Raw genomic sequence first — 15041 nt, forward strand, 5'->3', positions numbered from 1 at the left:
GGGGGACAGGACATGACGTACCGGCGCGCGGCGATACCCGCACTGATCGGCGGGCTGCTGCTCACCGCACTCCTGTGGTGGGCGGGGGCGAGCGCCGACGCGCTGCACCTGCCGGGCAGCGGCGGGACGCTCGGCACCGATCCGGTCGCCGAGCTCCAGCGCTGGCTGGCCCCCTGGGCGTACGACCCGCCCGTCTTCCTCGACTCCGGCGCGCAGGTCTCCGGCTACGTGCCCCTCGACGGCGGCGACGACCGCGACCGCTACAACGGCCTGTACACGACCGGGCTCCAGATCCGGTACGGAGCCGTGTTCGTGTTCTTCGTCCTCGGCACCCTCCTCCTGATCCGCAGGCTCCCGCCGGTGCGCGGACGCGCCACCGCTGCGTTCCTCGCCCTGTGGGCGTGGGGCGCGGTGGCCGGGACCCTGGCGGTCACCGTGTCCGCGCCCTGGTTCATCGCCTCGTCGGGGCACGGGAGCTACCGCTTCCTGCCGCAGCTGGCGAACGTGATCGCCGGCGGACGGCAGCTCCCGGTGGCCGTCGGACTCGTCGCGGCGGGAGCGTCCGTCCTCGTCGCACGGATCACCGCCGAGGGCGCGGAACCGCCGCCCCGCACGGACGTTCCGGTCCGCGCCGCGCGCCTGGCCGCCACCGCGGGGACCGCCGTGATCGCGCTGTCCGTGGTGGTCCTCTCGTACCAGCCGGTCGCCGCCGCCCTCCAGGCGTACTCCCCGGCCGGCGGCCTCCTCTCCGAACCCGGCGACCTGCTGCGCCAGTGGCTGCTGCTCGGCGCCTGGGACGTCCCGGCGGGCGGCCCGGTCCTCGAATGGCTCCTCCACCGGGCCTCCGACGTCCTCCTCCTCGCCGTCGTCTGGTGGACCCTGCGCCGGCTCCCCGGGCTCCTGACCCGGGCCACGCTCCCGGCCATGGCGGCCGGCGCGGTCTGCGCCACCGTCCTCGGCCTCCTCGCGGGCCAGGTCCTGCGGATCGCGGTGGTCCAGGCGGGCCCCGAGCAAGGCCTTCCGTACTTCTCCGCCGGCCTCGGCAACGGCATCCCGGCCGCCCTGACCTGCGGCCTGGCGGCCGGGGTCCTCGCCGCCGTGGTGCTCCGGACCGTCCTGAGGGGCGCGCCGGACCCCGGCCCGGCCGGACCTGCACAATACGGGGATGACCGATGACGACCCGTACCTGTGGCTGGAAGACATCTCCGGCGAGGCCGCCCTCGCGTGGGTGGCCGAGCGGAACGCCGAGACGGCGGACGTGCTGGCCGCCGACGACGGGTTCGCCCCGCTGAAGGCACGCCTGAGGGAGGTGCTCGACGCCTCGGACCGCATCCCGTACACCGTGCGGCGCGGCGCGTACCTCTACAACTTCTGGCGCGACGCCGAGCACGTCCGCGGGGTGTGGCGGCGCACGACCCTGGAGCAGTACCGCAAGGACGAACCCGCCTGGGAGGTCCTCCTCGACGTCGACGCGCTCGCCGCCGCGGAGGGCGAGAAGTGGGTGTGGGACGGGGCCCGGGTGCGCCGCCCCGCGTACGACCGGGCCCTGGTGCGGCTCTCCCGGGACGGCGGCGACGCCGTCGTGGTCCGCGAATTCGACCTGGAGGCGCGGGAGTTCGTCGCGGACGGCTTCGCGGTGCCGGAGGCGAAGACGCGGATCGGGTGGATCGACGCCGACACCGTCTTCGTCGGCACGGACACCGGACCCGGCTCGCTCACCGACTCCGGCTATCCGCGCACCGTCCGGCGGTGGCGGCGCGGCACGCCGATCGAGGAGTCCGAGCTCGTGTACGAGGCCGAGGACACCGACGTGTCGGCCTGGGGGTACCACGACCCCACCCCCGGCTTCGAGCGGGACTTCGTCGGCCGCTCGCTGGACTTCTTCCGCAGCGAGACGTACCTCCTGGAGCCCGACGGCACGACCGTGCGCCTCGACGTCCCCGACGACGCGCTCGTCGAGGCCCACCGCGGGCACCTGCTCGTCACCCTGAAGTCCGACTGGCTCGGGCAGCCCACCGGCTCCCTCCTCGCCTTCGGCTTCGACTCCTTCCTCGCCGGCGACCGCACCCCCGAGGTGCTCTTCACCCCGGACGCGCGGACGGCCCTCGCCGGGCACTCCTGGACCCGGCACCACCTGATCCTGGAGACGATGCGGGACGTCAGCGCCCACATCGAGGTCCTCACCCCGGGCCGCGACGGCACCGGCTGGACCCGCACCCCGCTCGTCGGCGTCCCGCCGCTGTCCGCCGTCGGCGTCGTGGACACGGACCCGGACGTCTCCGACGAGTACTTCCTCGACGTGTCCGGCTTCCTCCAGCCCTCCAGCCTGCACCGCGGGCACATCGGCGCCGACACGGAGGTCCTCAAGCAGGCCCCGGACCGCTTCGACACCGCCGGCCTCACGGTGGAGCAGCACTTCGCCACCTCCCCCGACGGCACCCGCGTGCCCTACTTCGTCATCGGCCCCGACCACGCCGTCACCGGCCCCGGACCCGCCCTGCTCTACGGCTACGGCGGCTTCGAGGTCTCCCTCACCCCCTTCTACGGCGCCGTCACCGGCCGGGCGTGGCTGGAGGGCGGCGGCACGTACGTCATCGCGAACATCCGGGGCGGCGGCGAGTACGGCCCGGACTGGCACCAGGCCGCGCTCGGCGCCGAACGGCCGCGGGCCTTCGAGGACTTCGCGGCCGTCGCCGAGGACCTCGTCGCCCGGGGCGTCACCACCCCGGACCGGCTCGGCGCCTCGGGCGGCAGCAACGGCGGCCTGCTCATGGGCGCCATGCTCACCCGGTACCCGGAGCTCTTCGGGGCGATCGTCGCGCAGGTCCCGCTGCTCGACATGACCCGCTTCCACAAGCTCCTCGCGGGCGCCTCCTGGATCGCCGAGTACGGCGACCCCGACGACCCGGCCGACCTCGCCCACCTGCGCGAGATCTCCCCGTACCACCGGCTCGACGCCGACCGGACCTACCCGCCGGTGCTCCTGATGACCTCCACCCGCGACGACCGCGTCCACCCCGGCCACGCGCGCAAGACGGCGGCGCGGCTGCGGGAGCTCGGCCACCCCGTGCTGTTCCACGAGAACACCGGCGGCGGCCACGCGGGCGCCGGGGACAACGAACAGGCCGCCCACAACAGCGCCCTCGTGCACACCTTCCTCCGGCGGCACCTCACCTGAGCCCTCAGAGCCACCCCTGGCGCTGCGCCTGCAGCGCCATCTGGAAGCGGCTCGTGGCGCCGAGCCGGGCCATGAGGACCTGGATCCGGCGGAAGAGCGTGCGGCGGCTGACCCCGATCTCCCGGGCGATGACGTCGTCGCTCGCCCCGCCCGCGAGCAGCCGCAGCAGTCGGCGGTCGGCCGGGAGCAGCCCGGCCGGCCGCACGGAACGGCCGTGCAGCGGCAGCGCGCTCTGCCAGGCCTGCTCGAACAGCGCCACCAGCGCCGACAGCAGGCCGCACGGCTGCACCACGAGCATGCTGTTGTGCACGTCGGCCTCCTTGATGGAGAGCGAGACCATGGCGTACGCCTCGTCGATGATCACCAGCTTCACCGGCACCGACGGCAGCACCCGCGCCTGCTCGCCCGCCTCCACGCACGGCTCGATCGCCTCCTCCAGCTGCCCCGGGTACTCCAGCGACGCCTGCGAGTAGACGACCCGCTGGGTCACCCCGCGCGCCAGGGTCGCAAGGGCGTCGTCGGTGGCGCTCGGCAGCGGGAAGTACGGGGGAGAGTCCAGCTGCCGGATCTCCTCGCGCGCGCTGGCCCAGGCGTGCCGCATCCGGGGGCCCACCGCGTCCCCCGTCACCACCTCGACGAGATCGTCGTGGTACGCGGCGAGCCGCTGCCGCCGGAACGACTCGAAGGCGCCGCCGACGGTGATCCGCGACTCGTCGAGCTCGGCCGCCCGGTGCCGTCCCAGGATCTCCAGACCCGCGGCGGGCGGCACCGGGGCCACCGGGTCCTGCCCGGCGGGGCTCGCCAGGCCCGCGTCGACGAGTTCCCCGTACGCCGCGGCCAGCTCCGCACCGGCGAGACCGGCCGCGGAACCGATGGCGCTCAGCGGCGCGGGGCCGAGCTCCAGGAGCCGGACGTAGACCCGGCGGGCCTCGTCGCCGATCCCGAGCAGCCGGAGCGCCTCACCGAGCTTCGCGTTCGCCATGGACAGCATTATCGGCCCGGCCCGACGGCCTCCGCCGCCCTGGGTTGGCCGATCCGTGCCACTGGCCGATCCGGGCACCCGGCGGGCCCGGGGCGCAGTACCGTCCGGGTGCCGTCGACGAGCGGCGGCCGAGAACGTACTGGGAAGAAGGTGCAGGACGTGGCGAAGGGTCGCAAGAACGGCCTCTACAACGGCGTCTCCGAGGAGCTCTCCGCTCTGATGAGGACGGGGTGGGCGGACACCGAGCGGCACGATCTCGAACCGGCCGAGCAGGCGCCGTACGCGGCCGAGCGCCGTCTGGCGCTCTCCGCGCTCTTCCCGGGCGAGCGCCTGATCGTCCCCTCGGGGAAGCTCAAGTACCGCTCCAACGACGACAACTACCCGTTCCGCCCGTACTCCGGCTACGTGCACATGACCGGAGACCAGGCCCGCGACGGCGCGCTCGTCCTGGAGCCCCGCGCCGACGGCGGCCACGACGCCTACTGTTACCAGCTCCCCCGCGACAGCCGCGACAACGACGAGTTCTGGATCGGCTACACGGCCGAGCTGTGGATGGGACGCCGCCGCTCCCTCGCCGAGTCCGCGACCGTCCTCGGCCTGCCCTGCCGTGACGTCCGCACCATCACCGAGGACCTGGCGGCCGGCTCCGGCGTGCCGACCAGGATCGTCCGCGGCGTCGACCCGGCCCTGGAGGCCGCGGTCACCACCGACGAGGAGCGCGACATCGAGCTGGAGGGCGCGCTCAGCGAGCTCCGCCTCGTCAAGGACGAGTGGGAGCTCGGTGAGATGCGCAAGGCGGTGGACTCCACCGTGCGCGGCTTCACCGACTGCGTCGCCGAACTCTCCCGGGCGATCGCCTCGTCCGAGCGGTGGATCGAGGGCACCTTCTTCCGCCGCGCCCGCCTGGAGGGCAACCACGTCGGCTACGGCTCGATCTGCGCCGCCGGCGACCACGCCACGATCATGCACTGGACGGACAACGACGGACCGGTGCGCCCCGGCGAGCTGCTCCTCCTCGACGCCGGCGTGGAGACGCACTCCCTCTACACCGCCGACGTCACCCGCACGCTCCCCATCAGCGGCACCTTCACCCCGGTCCAGCGCCAGGTCTACGACGCGGTGTACGAGGCCCAGGAGGCGGGCATGGCCGCGGTGAAGCCGGGCGCCCCGTACCGCGACTTCCACGAGGCGTCCCAGCGCCACCTGACGGCCCGGCTCGTCGAGTGGGGCTTCATCGAGGGCCCCGTCGACCGCGCGTACGAGCTCGGCCTCCAGCGCCGCTTCACCATGGCGGGCACCGGCCACATGCTCGGTCTGGACGTCCACGACTGCGCGCAGGCCCGCACGGAGGAGTACGTCGACGGCGTCCTGGAGCCGGGCATGGTGCTCACGGTCGAGCCCGGCCTGTACTTCCAGCCGGACGACCTGACCGTGCCCGAGGAGTGGCGCGGCATCGGCGTCCGGATCGAGGACGACCTGGTCGTCACCGAGGAGGGCCACGAGAACCTGTCGGCCGGTCTGCCGCGCTCCTCGGCCGAGGTCGAGGCGTGGATGGCCAGGTACGCGGGCTGAGGTTCCGCGGACCGCCCGCCGTGGCCCGGACGCGCGTCCGGGCCACGTGCGCCCGAACGAGAGAAAGAGGGGCGGATCTTCACCGATTCAGGTGACAGCGGTCGAGGCGAAACGTCCCTCCCGACGCGGGGACGGCCACGCTCGACGTGACACATGGAGCCACCCTGTGGAGCGTCCGATGCAGCTGATCCCCCGTCACGACCCGTACCTCGTCGTCCGCTCGACCGGCGGCCTCACGGTCGCCGCCCTCCGGGGCGAGCTCGACCTCGTCCTGGTGCGGCACCTGCGGCCCGAGCTCGACGCCCTCGTCCGGGAGTCCGACGCCCTGACCGTCGACATCCGGCGCCTCTCCTTCTGCGACGCCACGGGACTGGGGCTCCTCGCCCACTGCGCCGGGCGCATGCACCGGCGCGGTGCGCCCTGGCGGCTCCTCTGCGACCAGCCGTGGATCCTGCGGCTCATCCGGCTGACCGCGCTGACCGACGTCCTCCACCCCGAGCCCGGACCGCCGGACCTCCTCGACGGGCCGGACCTCCTCGACGGGCCGGACGCCGTCGTCGGTCTGCCCGGCCCGCTCGGTCTGCCCGGCCGGCCGGCCCCGCTCGGAAAGCCGGGCCCCGCGGTCCGGCCGGACCCCCTCGGTCCGCCGCGGCCGGTCGCTCAGCCCGCCCCGCCCGGGCCGGCGGTTCCGCTGCCGTCCGAGCCCGGCGTGACGAGACCCGTCTCGTAGGCGGCGATCACCGCCTGGGCCCGGTCGCGCAGCCGGAGCTTCTGGAGGACGCGGGCGACGTGCGTCTTCACCGTCGCCTCGCTCAGCCCGAAGCGGGCCGCCAGCTCGGCGTTGGTGTGGCCGCGCGCCAGGGCCTCCAGGACCTCCAGCTCGCGCGGGGTGAGCGTGGCCAGTTCGCGGTGCGGTGCCGCCGGACGCGTACGGGAGGGCGCGGCGAAGCGCTCCACCAGCCGCCGCGTGATCGCCGGGGCGAGCAGGGCGTCCCCGGACCGGACGAGCCGCACCGCCGCCGTCAGGTGCTCGGGGGTGACGTCCTTGAGCAGGAAGCCGCTCGCGCCCGCCGCGAGCGCCGCGTACACGTACTGGTCGAGGTCGTACGTGGTGAGGACGACGATCCTCGGCGGCGCCGTCCCGTCCGCGAGGATGCGGCGCGTGGCCTCCAGACCGTCCGTGCCCGGCATCCGGATGTCCATCAGGACCACGTCCGGCCGGGTCCTGCGGACCGCCGCCACCGCCGCGTCGCCGTCCGCGGCCTCCGCGACCACGTCGATGCCGTCGGCGGCGAGGATCATCCGGAAACCGGTCCGCACCAGCGCCTGGTCGTCGACGATCACCACGCGCGGGGCGTCGGCCACGGTCACGGAACCTCCCACGGAATCACCGCACGGACCCGGTACCCGCCGTGCGGGCGGCTGCCGGCGTCGAGCGTACCGCCGTACACCGCGAGCCGTTCCCGCAGTCCGAGCAGCCCGTGCCCCCCGCCCGGCTCCGCCGTCCGCAGCCGGCGCCCGCCCGTGTCCGACACCTCCACCCGCAACCGGTCCGTCCCGTACTCCACCGTCACCGACACCCGCGCGCCGTCCGCGTGCTTCACCGCGTTCGTCAGCGCCTCCTGCACCACCCGGTACGCGGCCAGGTCCACCCCCGCGGGCAGCTCCACCGGAACACCCCGCACGGCCACCTCCACCGGCACCCCGGAGGAACGCACCCGGTCCGTCAGCTCCGTCAGACGGTCGAGGCCGGGCTGCGGGGCGAGCGCCACGCCGGCGGCCGGATCGGGACCGTCCGCGGCCATCGCGAGCAGTCCCATCACGTGCCGCAGCTCCGACAACGCCGTCCGCCCGGCCGCCTCCACCGCGAGCATCGCCTCCCGGGCCTGCTCCGGCGAGGTGGCCAGTACCGTGCGCGCGGCCCCGGCCTGGATCGTCATCATGCTCACGTTGTGGGTGACCACGTCGTGCAGCTCCCGGGCGATCCGGGACCGCTCCGCCTCCACCGCCCGGCGCAGCTCCGCCTCCTGCTCCGCCCGCAGCGTCCGCTCCCGCTGCCGCCAGAGGTGGACGCCGTGCGACACGAGGGCGAGCGGCAGCAGGACGAGGACGGGCACCAGGTCGCCGTCGACCTCCGGGACCAGCGGGAAGACCGCGTGGAGCAGGACGCCGGCCGCCAGCGAGGCCGCCACCGACCTGCGGTGCGGGCTGTACATCGCCGCGCTGTACGCCGCGACGAGCCCCGAGGCGAAGGTGCTCCGCGTGGCGTCGGCCGCCGCGTCCCCCAGGTGCAGGACCACCGCGGCGACCGTCACCGTCCAGTAGACGGCCAGCGGGTGGCGGCGCCGCAGCACCAGCGGCAGCGCGGCCAGCACCGCCGCCGCCATCTCCCAGGCCTCCACCGGCGGCAGCACGTGCTCCACGGCGGGCACGGGGCGCGGACCGTCCGGCACCCCCGGCAGGTCCGGCAGGGCGGGCGGGGAGGGGAGCCGTCCGGGCACGGGCGTCCTGCTCCCGGCCGGATCGGGCCGGAGCTCCACGTACGAACGGTTCAGGTTCCCCGCGATCACGGCGACCGTGAGCGACAGGGCGAGCAGCCCGTCGGACGCCCACGTCCAGCGGGACGGCGGGGGCGGCGCGCCGATGGTCCGCGCCCCGCGTATCCGGCCCATGAATTCCTCGTACCTGCTCACCGGGGCAGTGTGCCAAGCGTGCCGCCGGGGCGGATCGGCCCCGGGGACCAGGGTGCCGTCCCCGCGGAGTACATCGCGCGGATGACCCGCCCGCGCCTCCGCCGCGCACGGTACGGATCTTCGCCACCACGGCCGACGCGGCCCCGGCCTGGCCGCTCCTAGCGTCGGGGCGAACCCTTCCCCCACCGAGCCCTGGAGGGCCCATGACCCCATCCGAAGCCGAGCCCCTCATCGACCTGAGCGAGGTCGGCAGGACGTACGAGGACGGGCCGGCCGCGCTCGCCGGTCTCGACCTCCGGGTGGCACGGGGGGGAGGCGCTCGCCGTCCTCGGCCCCTCCGGCAGCGGCAAGTCGACGCTGCTCAACCTCCTCGCCGGACTCGACCGGCCGAGCACCGGCCGGGTGACCGTGGACGGACTGCGCGTCGACAGGCTGAGCGAGACGGCCTCCGCCCGCTACCGGCGCAGCCGCGTCGGCATGGTCTTCCAGTTCTTCCACCTCCTCGACGACCTCACCGTCCTCGACAACGTGCTGCTCCCCGCCCAGCTGGCCGGGACGCCCCGCCACCGGGCCGCGGCGCGCGCCGCCGAACTCCTCGACCGGCTCGGTGTCGCCCGGCACGCGCGCGTGCACCCCGGCCGTCTCTCCGGGGGCGAGCGGCAACGCGTCGCCGTGGCCCGCGCCCTGATGAACCGTCCGCCGCTGCTCCTCGCCGACGAGCCCACGGGAGCCCTGGACACCGCCTCCGGCGCGGAGGTCCGCGACCTCCTGCGCGGCCTCAACGCCGACGGGCAGACGATCGTCCTCGTCACCCACGACCTCGCGCTCGCCGAGGCCTGCGCGACCCGCACGATCGAACTCGTCGACGGCCGCGTCACCCGCGACGTCCCGGCGGCGACCCGATGAGCGCGCGTCGCCCGGGCCCGGTCGACGGCGGTCCGGTCGGCAGTGGTCCGGGCGGGCCGGGCGGCGATGGTCCGGGCGGGCCTGGCGGCGGTGGGCCGGTCGGCAGCGGTCCGGTCAGGTCAAGCGGCGGTGGTGCCCTGGGGCGCGTCGTGCGTGCCGGGGTCGGCCGGCGTCGTACGCAGACCGCCGTGATGGTCCTGACCACGCTGCTCTCCGTCGCCTCCGCCGTCCTCGCGCTCGGCCTCCTCGTCGCCTCCGGCGCGCCCTTCGACCGGGCCTTCGCCCGGCAGCACGGCGCGCATCTGACCGTGCTGTTCGACGGCTCGGCCGTCACACCGGAGCGGCTGGCCGCCACCGCCCGCGCGTCCGGAGTGGCCGCGGCCTCGGGCCCCTTCGCCGTCACCTCCCTGCGCCTCGGCACGGACGGGGCGGCCCCGCCCGGGTTCGCCCCGCCCCCGCTGACGGTCGCCGGCCGGGCCTCCGCCGCGGGGCCCGTGGACGCGGTGGCCCTGACGGAGGGCCGGTGGGCCACGGCCCCCGGCGAGATCGTCCTGGAGCGGGGCTCCGTACCGCCGGCGTCCGGCCTCGGGACCCGGCTGTCCGCGGACGGCGTCGACCTCAGGGTGGTGGGCGTCGCCGAGTCGGTCGGCGAGAGCGCCGACGCCTGGGTCGTACCCGGGCAGCTCGCGGCGCTCTCCGGCGGCCGGCCCCCGGCGCTCCAGATGCTCTACCGGCTCACCGCGGCGGGAACCGCCGCCGACGTGGCGGCCGGCCGGAAGGCCGTCGCCGCCGCCGCGCCGGCCGGAGCGGTCACCGGCAGCCGCTCGTACCTCGACGTGCGGGAGACCGCGCGCGAGAACACGGCCGCCTTCGTGCCCTTCGTCACCGCCTTCGCCCTCCTCGGCCTGGCGATGTCGGTCCTGGTCATCGGCATCGTGGTGAGCGGCGCCGTCGGCGCAGCGACCCACCGGATCGGCATCCTCAAGTCCCTCGGCTTCACCCCGCTCCAGGTGGGACGCGCCTACGTGGCCCAGGCGCTGATCCCGAGCACGGTCGGGGCGGTGCTCGGCGTCGCCCTCGCGAACGCGCTCGCCGTCCCCCTCATGGCGGAGGTGGCCGAGGTGTACGGCACGGCGGAGGTCCTCGTCCCCGTGTGGGTGGACCTCGTGGTGCCGACCGGAGCCCTCGCCCTCGTGGCCGGCACCGCCTTCGGGCCCGCCCGGCTGCCGACCGCGACCGTCCTCCGCCTCGGCCCCGCCACCGGCGGCGGCCGGGGGCTCGCGATCCGCGGCCCGCTCGGCCGGCTGCCGCTGCCCCGCCCCCTCGCCCTGGGCCTCGCCGCTCCCTTCGCGCGCCCCGCGCGGGCGGCGAGCACGGCCGCGGCGGTGACCTTCGGGGCCCTCGCGGTGACCTTCGCCGTGGGACTCGGCAGCACGCTCGTCGCCGTCAGGGCCGACGGCGATCCGGACCGGGGCGGCGACGTCACCGTCCGCACGGTCGCCTCCCCCGCCGAGGGCGCGAGCGGACCCGGTGGGGCACCGCCCCTGCCCGGGAAGCCCGCCGACCCGGCCGCCGTCGCGGCGGCGATCGCCGCGCTCCCGGGGACGGACTCGGCGTACCGGACCGCCCGCACCCGGCTGGAGGCGGCCGGGCTCAAGGGGGGCGTACCCGTCGTCGCGTACGAGGGGGACACGGCCGGCAGCCGCCACACGATGGTCTCCGGCCGCTGGTTCGGGGCCACCGGGGAGGCCGTCGCGGCGACCCGGTTCCTGCGCGCCACCGGGGTCCGCGTCGGGGGCGCGGTCACCCTCGCCGAACGGGGCCGCACGGTCCGGCTGCGGATCGTCGGCGAGGTCTTCGACCTGGGCGACGACGGCATGGCCCTGCGCACCGGAGCGGCGTCCGTCGCCGCGCTCCGGCCCCGCTACCAGCCCGCCGACTTCGCCGTGACCGTCGCCGCCGGCACGGACGCGGCGCGCTACGCGGAGCGTCTCGACGCCGCCGTGTCACCGCTCGGGGCGGAGGCCGCCGTCACGGAGGGAGGCGAGTCGGGCGTCATCCGGGCGATGCAGGCTCTGATCGCCATGCTGACCCTGATGCTGGTGGTCGTCGCCTGCCTCGGCGTGCTGAACACGGTGGTCCTCGACACCCGCGACCGCGTCCGCGACCTGGGCGTCCTCAAGGCCCTGGGGATGACCCCGGCGCAGACGGTCGCCCAGGTCCTCACCTCGGTCGGCGTCCTCGGCCTCGTGTCGGGCGTCGTCGGCGTGCCGCTGGGGGTGGCCCTCCACGGCCGGGTGATGCCGGCGATGGGCCGTGCGGTCGGCACCACGATCCCGCCCGCCGACATCGACGTGTACGGGACGCCGCTGCTCGTGCTCCTCGCGACGGCGGGCGTCGTGATCGCGGCGGCCGGCGCGCTGCTCCCGGCGGTCCGGGCGGCCCGCACGGCCACGGCGCGGGCGCTGCGGGCGGAGTAGGGCGGAGCGGGGCGGGAAGGAGGATACGGTCGCCGCATGTCTGAAGTCCGGTTGACCACGCCCTCCTTCCTCGTGCTCGGCATCATCGACAAGCTGGGCGAGGCCAGTCCGTACGACGTGAAGGTGGAGGCCGCGCGGACGGTGGCGCCGTTCTGGTCCGTGCCGCACGCGCAGGTGTACGCGCAGTGCGACCGGCTCCTGGAGGCGGGGCTGCTGTCGGAGGTGCGGCAGGCGGGCGGCCGCAACCGGCGTCTGATGAGCCTCACGGAGGCGGGGCGGGAGGCGCTGCGCGGCTGGCTGGCCGACCCGGCCTTCGTCCCGGTGGAGGCGCGCGAACGGGGCATCCTCAAGCTGTGGTTCGGCGCCAGCCCGCGCGTCCACGCACCGGTCCAGATCGACGAGCACCGCAGGACCCTCGACGCGTACGAGGGACTGGCGCGGGACGTCGGCGAGCTGCTGACGCGGGGGCAGCGCGAGGCGCTGGAGTTCGGCATCCGGTACGAGCGGATGATGGTCGACTTCTGGCAGTGGGTGGAGAGCCGGGAGCCCTGAGCCCCGCAACGACGTCGTGTCACCGGCCGGTTGACCCCGGCGGTGCGCGGCCCTACCTTCACCCATGGTCCAGAAAGGACTATGGGTGAAGGGGGAACCGCCATGGGGCGTCCGACCGGCACGAGGTGGGGGTGGGGGCGGGCGTCGGCCGTCGCGGTGACCGCGGTCTGCCTGGCGTACGCGCCGATCGCCATGACCGAACTCTGGCCGTACGCCAGGCCCGGAGCCCCCGCCGTCGGCGAGTGGCTCCTCGGCCGGTCCGTCTCCCCGGAGTTCGTCGCCGAGGCCGTGCGCGACCGGACGGGACCGTACGGGCGCAGCCTGGCGCCCCTGATCGTCCACTCGGTCCTGGGCGGCCTCCTGATGCTGCTCGGTCCCGTGCAGCTGCTCTCCGCGGTCCGGCGCCGCGTCCGGCTGCACCGGATCGCCGGGACCGTCTTCGCCGCCACGGTGTACGCGTCGATGGCGGGCGCCGCCCTCTACCTCGTGCGCACCCCGCCCGCGGAGGCCTTCAGCGGGGCCGCGTTCTGGATCGTCCTCGCCACGATCCTGGCCGGCACCGTCGGCAGCCTGACCTTCGGCGTCCTCGCCGCCGTCCGCGGCCTCCCCGACCTCCACCAGCGCTGGCTGCTGCTCTGCTACGGCTTCCTGATGACCGCTCCGCTGCTGCGGCTCGAATGGGGCGTGCTGCCCTCGCTCTACCCCGGGCTCGACCTGCGCGACATCAACCGCGTCGCGATCATGCACCTCGGCGCGCTCGTCTCCTTCGGCGCGCTCCTCGCCTCCCGCGCCCTCGACCGGCGCGCCGCCGTCCCCGGCCTGACCGGCACCTGGTGCCCCCTGCCGGTGCGGGTGGCCGCCCGTCTCGCGGGCGCGGCGGGCCTGGTGTGGCTCACGGTGGCGTTCCTCGACGGGGAAACGGCCGGGCGGCGACTGCTCCTCGCGTACCTCGTCCCGTACGCCGTGACGTACGCCGTCATCGCGGTGCGGGCGGCACGCGCCGGCGCCCGGGGCGCCGACTGGGCGCGCGAGGAGTGGTCGCTGCACCTCACCGCCCTGTGCCTGGCCCCCGCCTTCTCGGCGGCGACCGTGCCCGTACTGGAACGGACCCTCGGCCTCGACCGGGCCACCGCCCTCGTCGCGGGCGTCGGCATCGGCTGCGGGATGCTCGCCTACGCGGCCGTCACGGTGGTGAGCCTGCGGATCCTGTACGCGCGCGAAGTCCTGCGACGGCGGCGGGAGTCCGCGGACCCGGCGGCGGATCCGGCGAAGGACGAGGACGCCCTGGAAGAAGCCCGCGGATGAGCGCGGCCCCGAAGGGGACGGCGGCGAGGACCGGGACCCCCGACGGCCGCGCGCTCTCGCCCGCCGTCGTGGTCCTGAGCGGCGTCGTCGGAGGCATCGGCGCCACCGTGGGCGCCCTGCTCGCCGTGGCGGCCCTGACCGGACGCGCGGCGGGCGCCTGGGTGTCGCCCGAGGCGCTGAGCCCCGGTCTCCTCGGAGCGGGCATGGCGGGCGTGGCGCCCGCGCTGTTCACGGTCGGCCGGGCCCGTGTCTGGGAGGAGGTCCGGTGCCTGGTGCTGCCGCTCGTGATCGTCCTCACCGGCCTCTTCGCGGTGACCCTGCTGAACGCCGGAAGCCTCCGGGCCGTACGGGGCGGCCCGCTGTTCCCGGCGCTGTTCAGCCTCGGCTGGGTCGCCGTCCTCGGCGTCCTCGCCCTCGCGGCGGTCGGCTGCCTGGCCGCGCAGTACCGCGTACGGCCCGGCGGCGCGGGGGCGGGGGAGCGGCGGCCGGTCGTCCCGCTGCCCGGCTGGTCGAAGCCGCCGCTCGCCGTGCTCGGTTCGGGATGGCTCGGCATCGGCGCCGGGCTGCTGTTCTTCCCCGCCTTCTGGGGCGCCCTGCTCCCCTGGACGGTCGACCGCGCCGACGCGCAGGGCCTGGGCGTGTGGGCGCTCGCGCTGGGCGTCGGCGTCCTCGGCTCGCTGGCGGAGGACGACCTGACCCGTGTCCGTCCCGCGCTCCACGCCGTCCCCGTCGTGGCCCTCGCCCTCGCCGTGGTCCTCGCGGTCCGCGCCTCCGCGGTCGACTGGACCTCGGGCCCCGGCGCCGCCCTCGTCACCCTCGTCGCCGGGCTCCTCGCGACGGGCGTCTCGGGCCGGTGGCTGCTCGGCCGGGCCGTCCGCGAAGGCGACGCCTGATCCTGCCGGACACCCCTTCCGTCCCCGGCGCCCCACTACGCTGGCGGATTCCAGGGGCACGGCCGAGAGCGAACGAGGGGGCACACCCATGCCGTACGAGACAGGCGCGAAGGTGAGACTGACCAGGGACGTGCAGGTCACCGCGGACGACACGGCGGCCAGGAGCGGCCTCCCCGGTCCGCTGTTCCTGGCCGAGGGCCTGAGGGGCGTCGTCACGGGCGCGGCGGAGCGGACCGGCGGCGGGGTCCAGGACCCGCTCGCGGCCTTCGACCACGAGGTCCGCGGCGTCCGGTTCGACCCCTTCGCGGCCGGCCTGATCGACGACCTCCGTCAGCGGGTCATCCGGCACGGGGCGTCCGGCGGCGGAGCCGGCGGTCGGATCGGATACAGGGTGCGCTTCGAGAACGGATTCGTCCTCGACGGTCTGCGGGAGGACTGGCTGACCGGAGCCTGAGCCCCCGCCGACCGGCGGGGGCGGGG

The 15041-nt window shown here is 75.7% G+C and carries 12 protein-coding genes and 1 pseudogene; 10 read left to right on the forward strand and 3 right to left on the reverse strand.

The features are described 5' to 3' along the window. Positions 1–12 precede the first annotated feature (12 nt). Both ACIGW4_RS06435 and ACIGW4_RS06440 read left to right on the forward strand, forming a co-directional pair. Positions 13–1176 carry a hypothetical protein gene (locus tag ACIGW4_RS06435; RefSeq protein WP_399578816.1) on the forward strand — a complete coding sequence of 388 codons (1164 nt, stop codon included), beginning with the start codon at positions 13–15 and terminating at the stop codon, positions 1174–1176. Beyond that, a complete protein-coding gene (locus ACIGW4_RS06440) occupies positions 1166–3178 on the forward strand; it encodes a prolyl oligopeptidase family protein (RefSeq protein ID WP_399578817.1) in 2013 nt (670 codons plus the stop codon). The genes ACIGW4_RS06435 and ACIGW4_RS06440 overlap by 11 nt, the downstream gene beginning before the upstream one ends. Positions 3179–3182: 4 nt before the next feature. Here the strand turns inward: ACIGW4_RS06440 and ACIGW4_RS06445 are convergent, their stop codons facing one another. After that, entirely contained in the window at positions 3183–4160 is a 978-nt protein-coding gene (locus ACIGW4_RS06445) for a LuxR family transcriptional regulator (RefSeq protein ID WP_123458691.1), read from the reverse strand. Positions 4161–4319: 159 nt separating this feature from the next. On the opposite strand from ACIGW4_RS06445, the gene ACIGW4_RS06450 reads away from it, so the two are divergent. Together ACIGW4_RS06450 and ACIGW4_RS06455 are read left to right on the forward strand one after the other, a co-directional pair. Further along, positions 4320–5732, forward strand: coding sequence for an aminopeptidase P family protein (locus ACIGW4_RS06450; RefSeq protein ID WP_399578818.1), 1413 nt, complete (start codon positions 4320–4322; stop codon positions 5730–5732). Between the two features lie 178 nt (positions 5733–5910). After that, positions 5911–6462, forward strand: a complete 552-nt coding sequence (locus tag ACIGW4_RS06455) for an STAS domain-containing protein (protein ID WP_398710989.1) — start codon at positions 5911–5913, stop codon at positions 6460–6462. On the opposite strand, the gene ACIGW4_RS06460 is transcribed toward ACIGW4_RS06455, so the two are convergent. Then, positions 6393–7097 (reverse strand): response regulator transcription factor, encoded by a 705-nt coding sequence (locus tag ACIGW4_RS06460; protein ID WP_185094927.1) that lies wholly within the window; start codon positions 7095–7097, stop codon positions 6393–6395. The genes ACIGW4_RS06455 and ACIGW4_RS06460 overlap by 70 nt on opposite strands. Before the next feature lie 2 nt (positions 7098–7099). Further along, complete coding sequence (locus tag ACIGW4_RS06465) at positions 7100–8425, reverse strand: sensor histidine kinase (RefSeq protein WP_399578822.1); 1326 nt, start codon at positions 8423–8425, stop codon at positions 7100–7102. Positions 8426–8628: 203 nt separating this feature from the next. Between ACIGW4_RS06465 and ACIGW4_RS06470 the strand changes: the two are divergent. The 6 genes and pseudogenes from ACIGW4_RS06470 (at position 8629) to ACIGW4_RS06495 (ending at position 15015) form a co-directional block, all read left to right on the forward strand. After that, positions 8629–9331 (forward strand): annotated as a pseudogene (locus ACIGW4_RS06470) (ABC transporter ATP-binding protein). 191 nt (positions 9332–9522) lie between these two features. Further along, positions 9523–11811 carry an FtsX-like permease family protein gene (locus ACIGW4_RS06475; RefSeq protein WP_399579097.1) on the forward strand — a complete coding sequence of 763 codons (2289 nt, stop codon included), beginning with the start codon at positions 9523–9525 and terminating at the stop codon, positions 11809–11811. 36 nt (positions 11812–11847) lie between these two features. Beyond that, positions 11848–12363: a helix-turn-helix transcriptional regulator gene (locus tag ACIGW4_RS06480; protein WP_398710986.1), complete on the forward strand. Its 516-nt coding sequence runs from the start codon at positions 11848–11850 to the stop codon at positions 12361–12363. A 102-nt stretch (positions 12364–12465) separates the two neighbouring features. Further along, positions 12466–13668: a DUF2306 domain-containing protein gene (locus tag ACIGW4_RS06485; RefSeq protein ID WP_399578824.1), complete on the forward strand. Its 1203-nt coding sequence runs from the start codon at positions 12466–12468 to the stop codon at positions 13666–13668. Beyond that, positions 13665–14561 carry a hypothetical protein gene (locus ACIGW4_RS06490; protein ID WP_123458687.1) on the forward strand — a complete coding sequence of 299 codons (897 nt, stop codon included), beginning with the start codon at positions 13665–13667 and terminating at the stop codon, positions 14559–14561. Before ACIGW4_RS06485 ends, ACIGW4_RS06490 begins: the two co-directional genes overlap by 4 nt. An 88-nt stretch (positions 14562–14649) precedes the next feature. After that, positions 14650–15015 (forward strand): hypothetical protein, encoded by a 366-nt coding sequence (locus ACIGW4_RS06495; RefSeq protein WP_123458686.1) that lies wholly within the window; start codon positions 14650–14652, stop codon positions 15013–15015. Positions 15016–15041 lie beyond the last annotated feature (26 nt).

It is taken from the genome of Streptomyces sp. NPDC053513 (assembly GCF_044544765.1).
Lineage (GTDB): Bacteria > Actinomycetota > Actinomycetes > Streptomycetales > Streptomycetaceae > Streptomyces > Streptomyces litmocidini.

Coding starts and splice junctions, on each gene's coding strand:
- ACIGW4_RS06490 (WP_123458687.1), top strand. CDS start 13,665: ATGAGCGCGGCCCCGAAGGGGACGGCGGCGAGGACCGGGACCCCCGAC.
- ACIGW4_RS06455 (WP_398710989.1), top strand. CDS start 5,911: ATGCAGCTGATCCCCCGTCACGACCCGTACCTCGTCGTCCGCTCGACC.
- ACIGW4_RS06440 (WP_399578817.1), top strand. CDS start 1,166: ATGACCGATGACGACCCGTACCTGTGGCTGGAAGACATCTCCGGCGAG.
- ACIGW4_RS06495 (WP_123458686.1), top strand. CDS start 14,650: ATGCCGTACGAGACAGGCGCGAAGGTGAGACTGACCAGGGACGTGCAG.
- ACIGW4_RS06480 (WP_398710986.1), top strand. CDS start 11,848: ATGTCTGAAGTCCGGTTGACCACGCCCTCCTTCCTCGTGCTCGGCATC.
- ACIGW4_RS06475 (WP_399579097.1), top strand. CDS start 9,523: ATGGTCCTGACCACGCTGCTCTCCGTCGCCTCCGCCGTCCTCGCGCTC.
- ACIGW4_RS06445 (WP_123458691.1), bottom strand. CDS start 4,160: ATGGCGAACGCGAAGCTCGGTGAGGCGCTCCGGCTGCTCGGGATCGGC.
- ACIGW4_RS06435 (WP_399578816.1), top strand. CDS start 13: ATGACGTACCGGCGCGCGGCGATACCCGCACTGATCGGCGGGCTGCTG.
- ACIGW4_RS06485 (WP_399578824.1), top strand. CDS start 12,466: ATGGGGCGTCCGACCGGCACGAGGTGGGGGTGGGGGCGGGCGTCGGCC.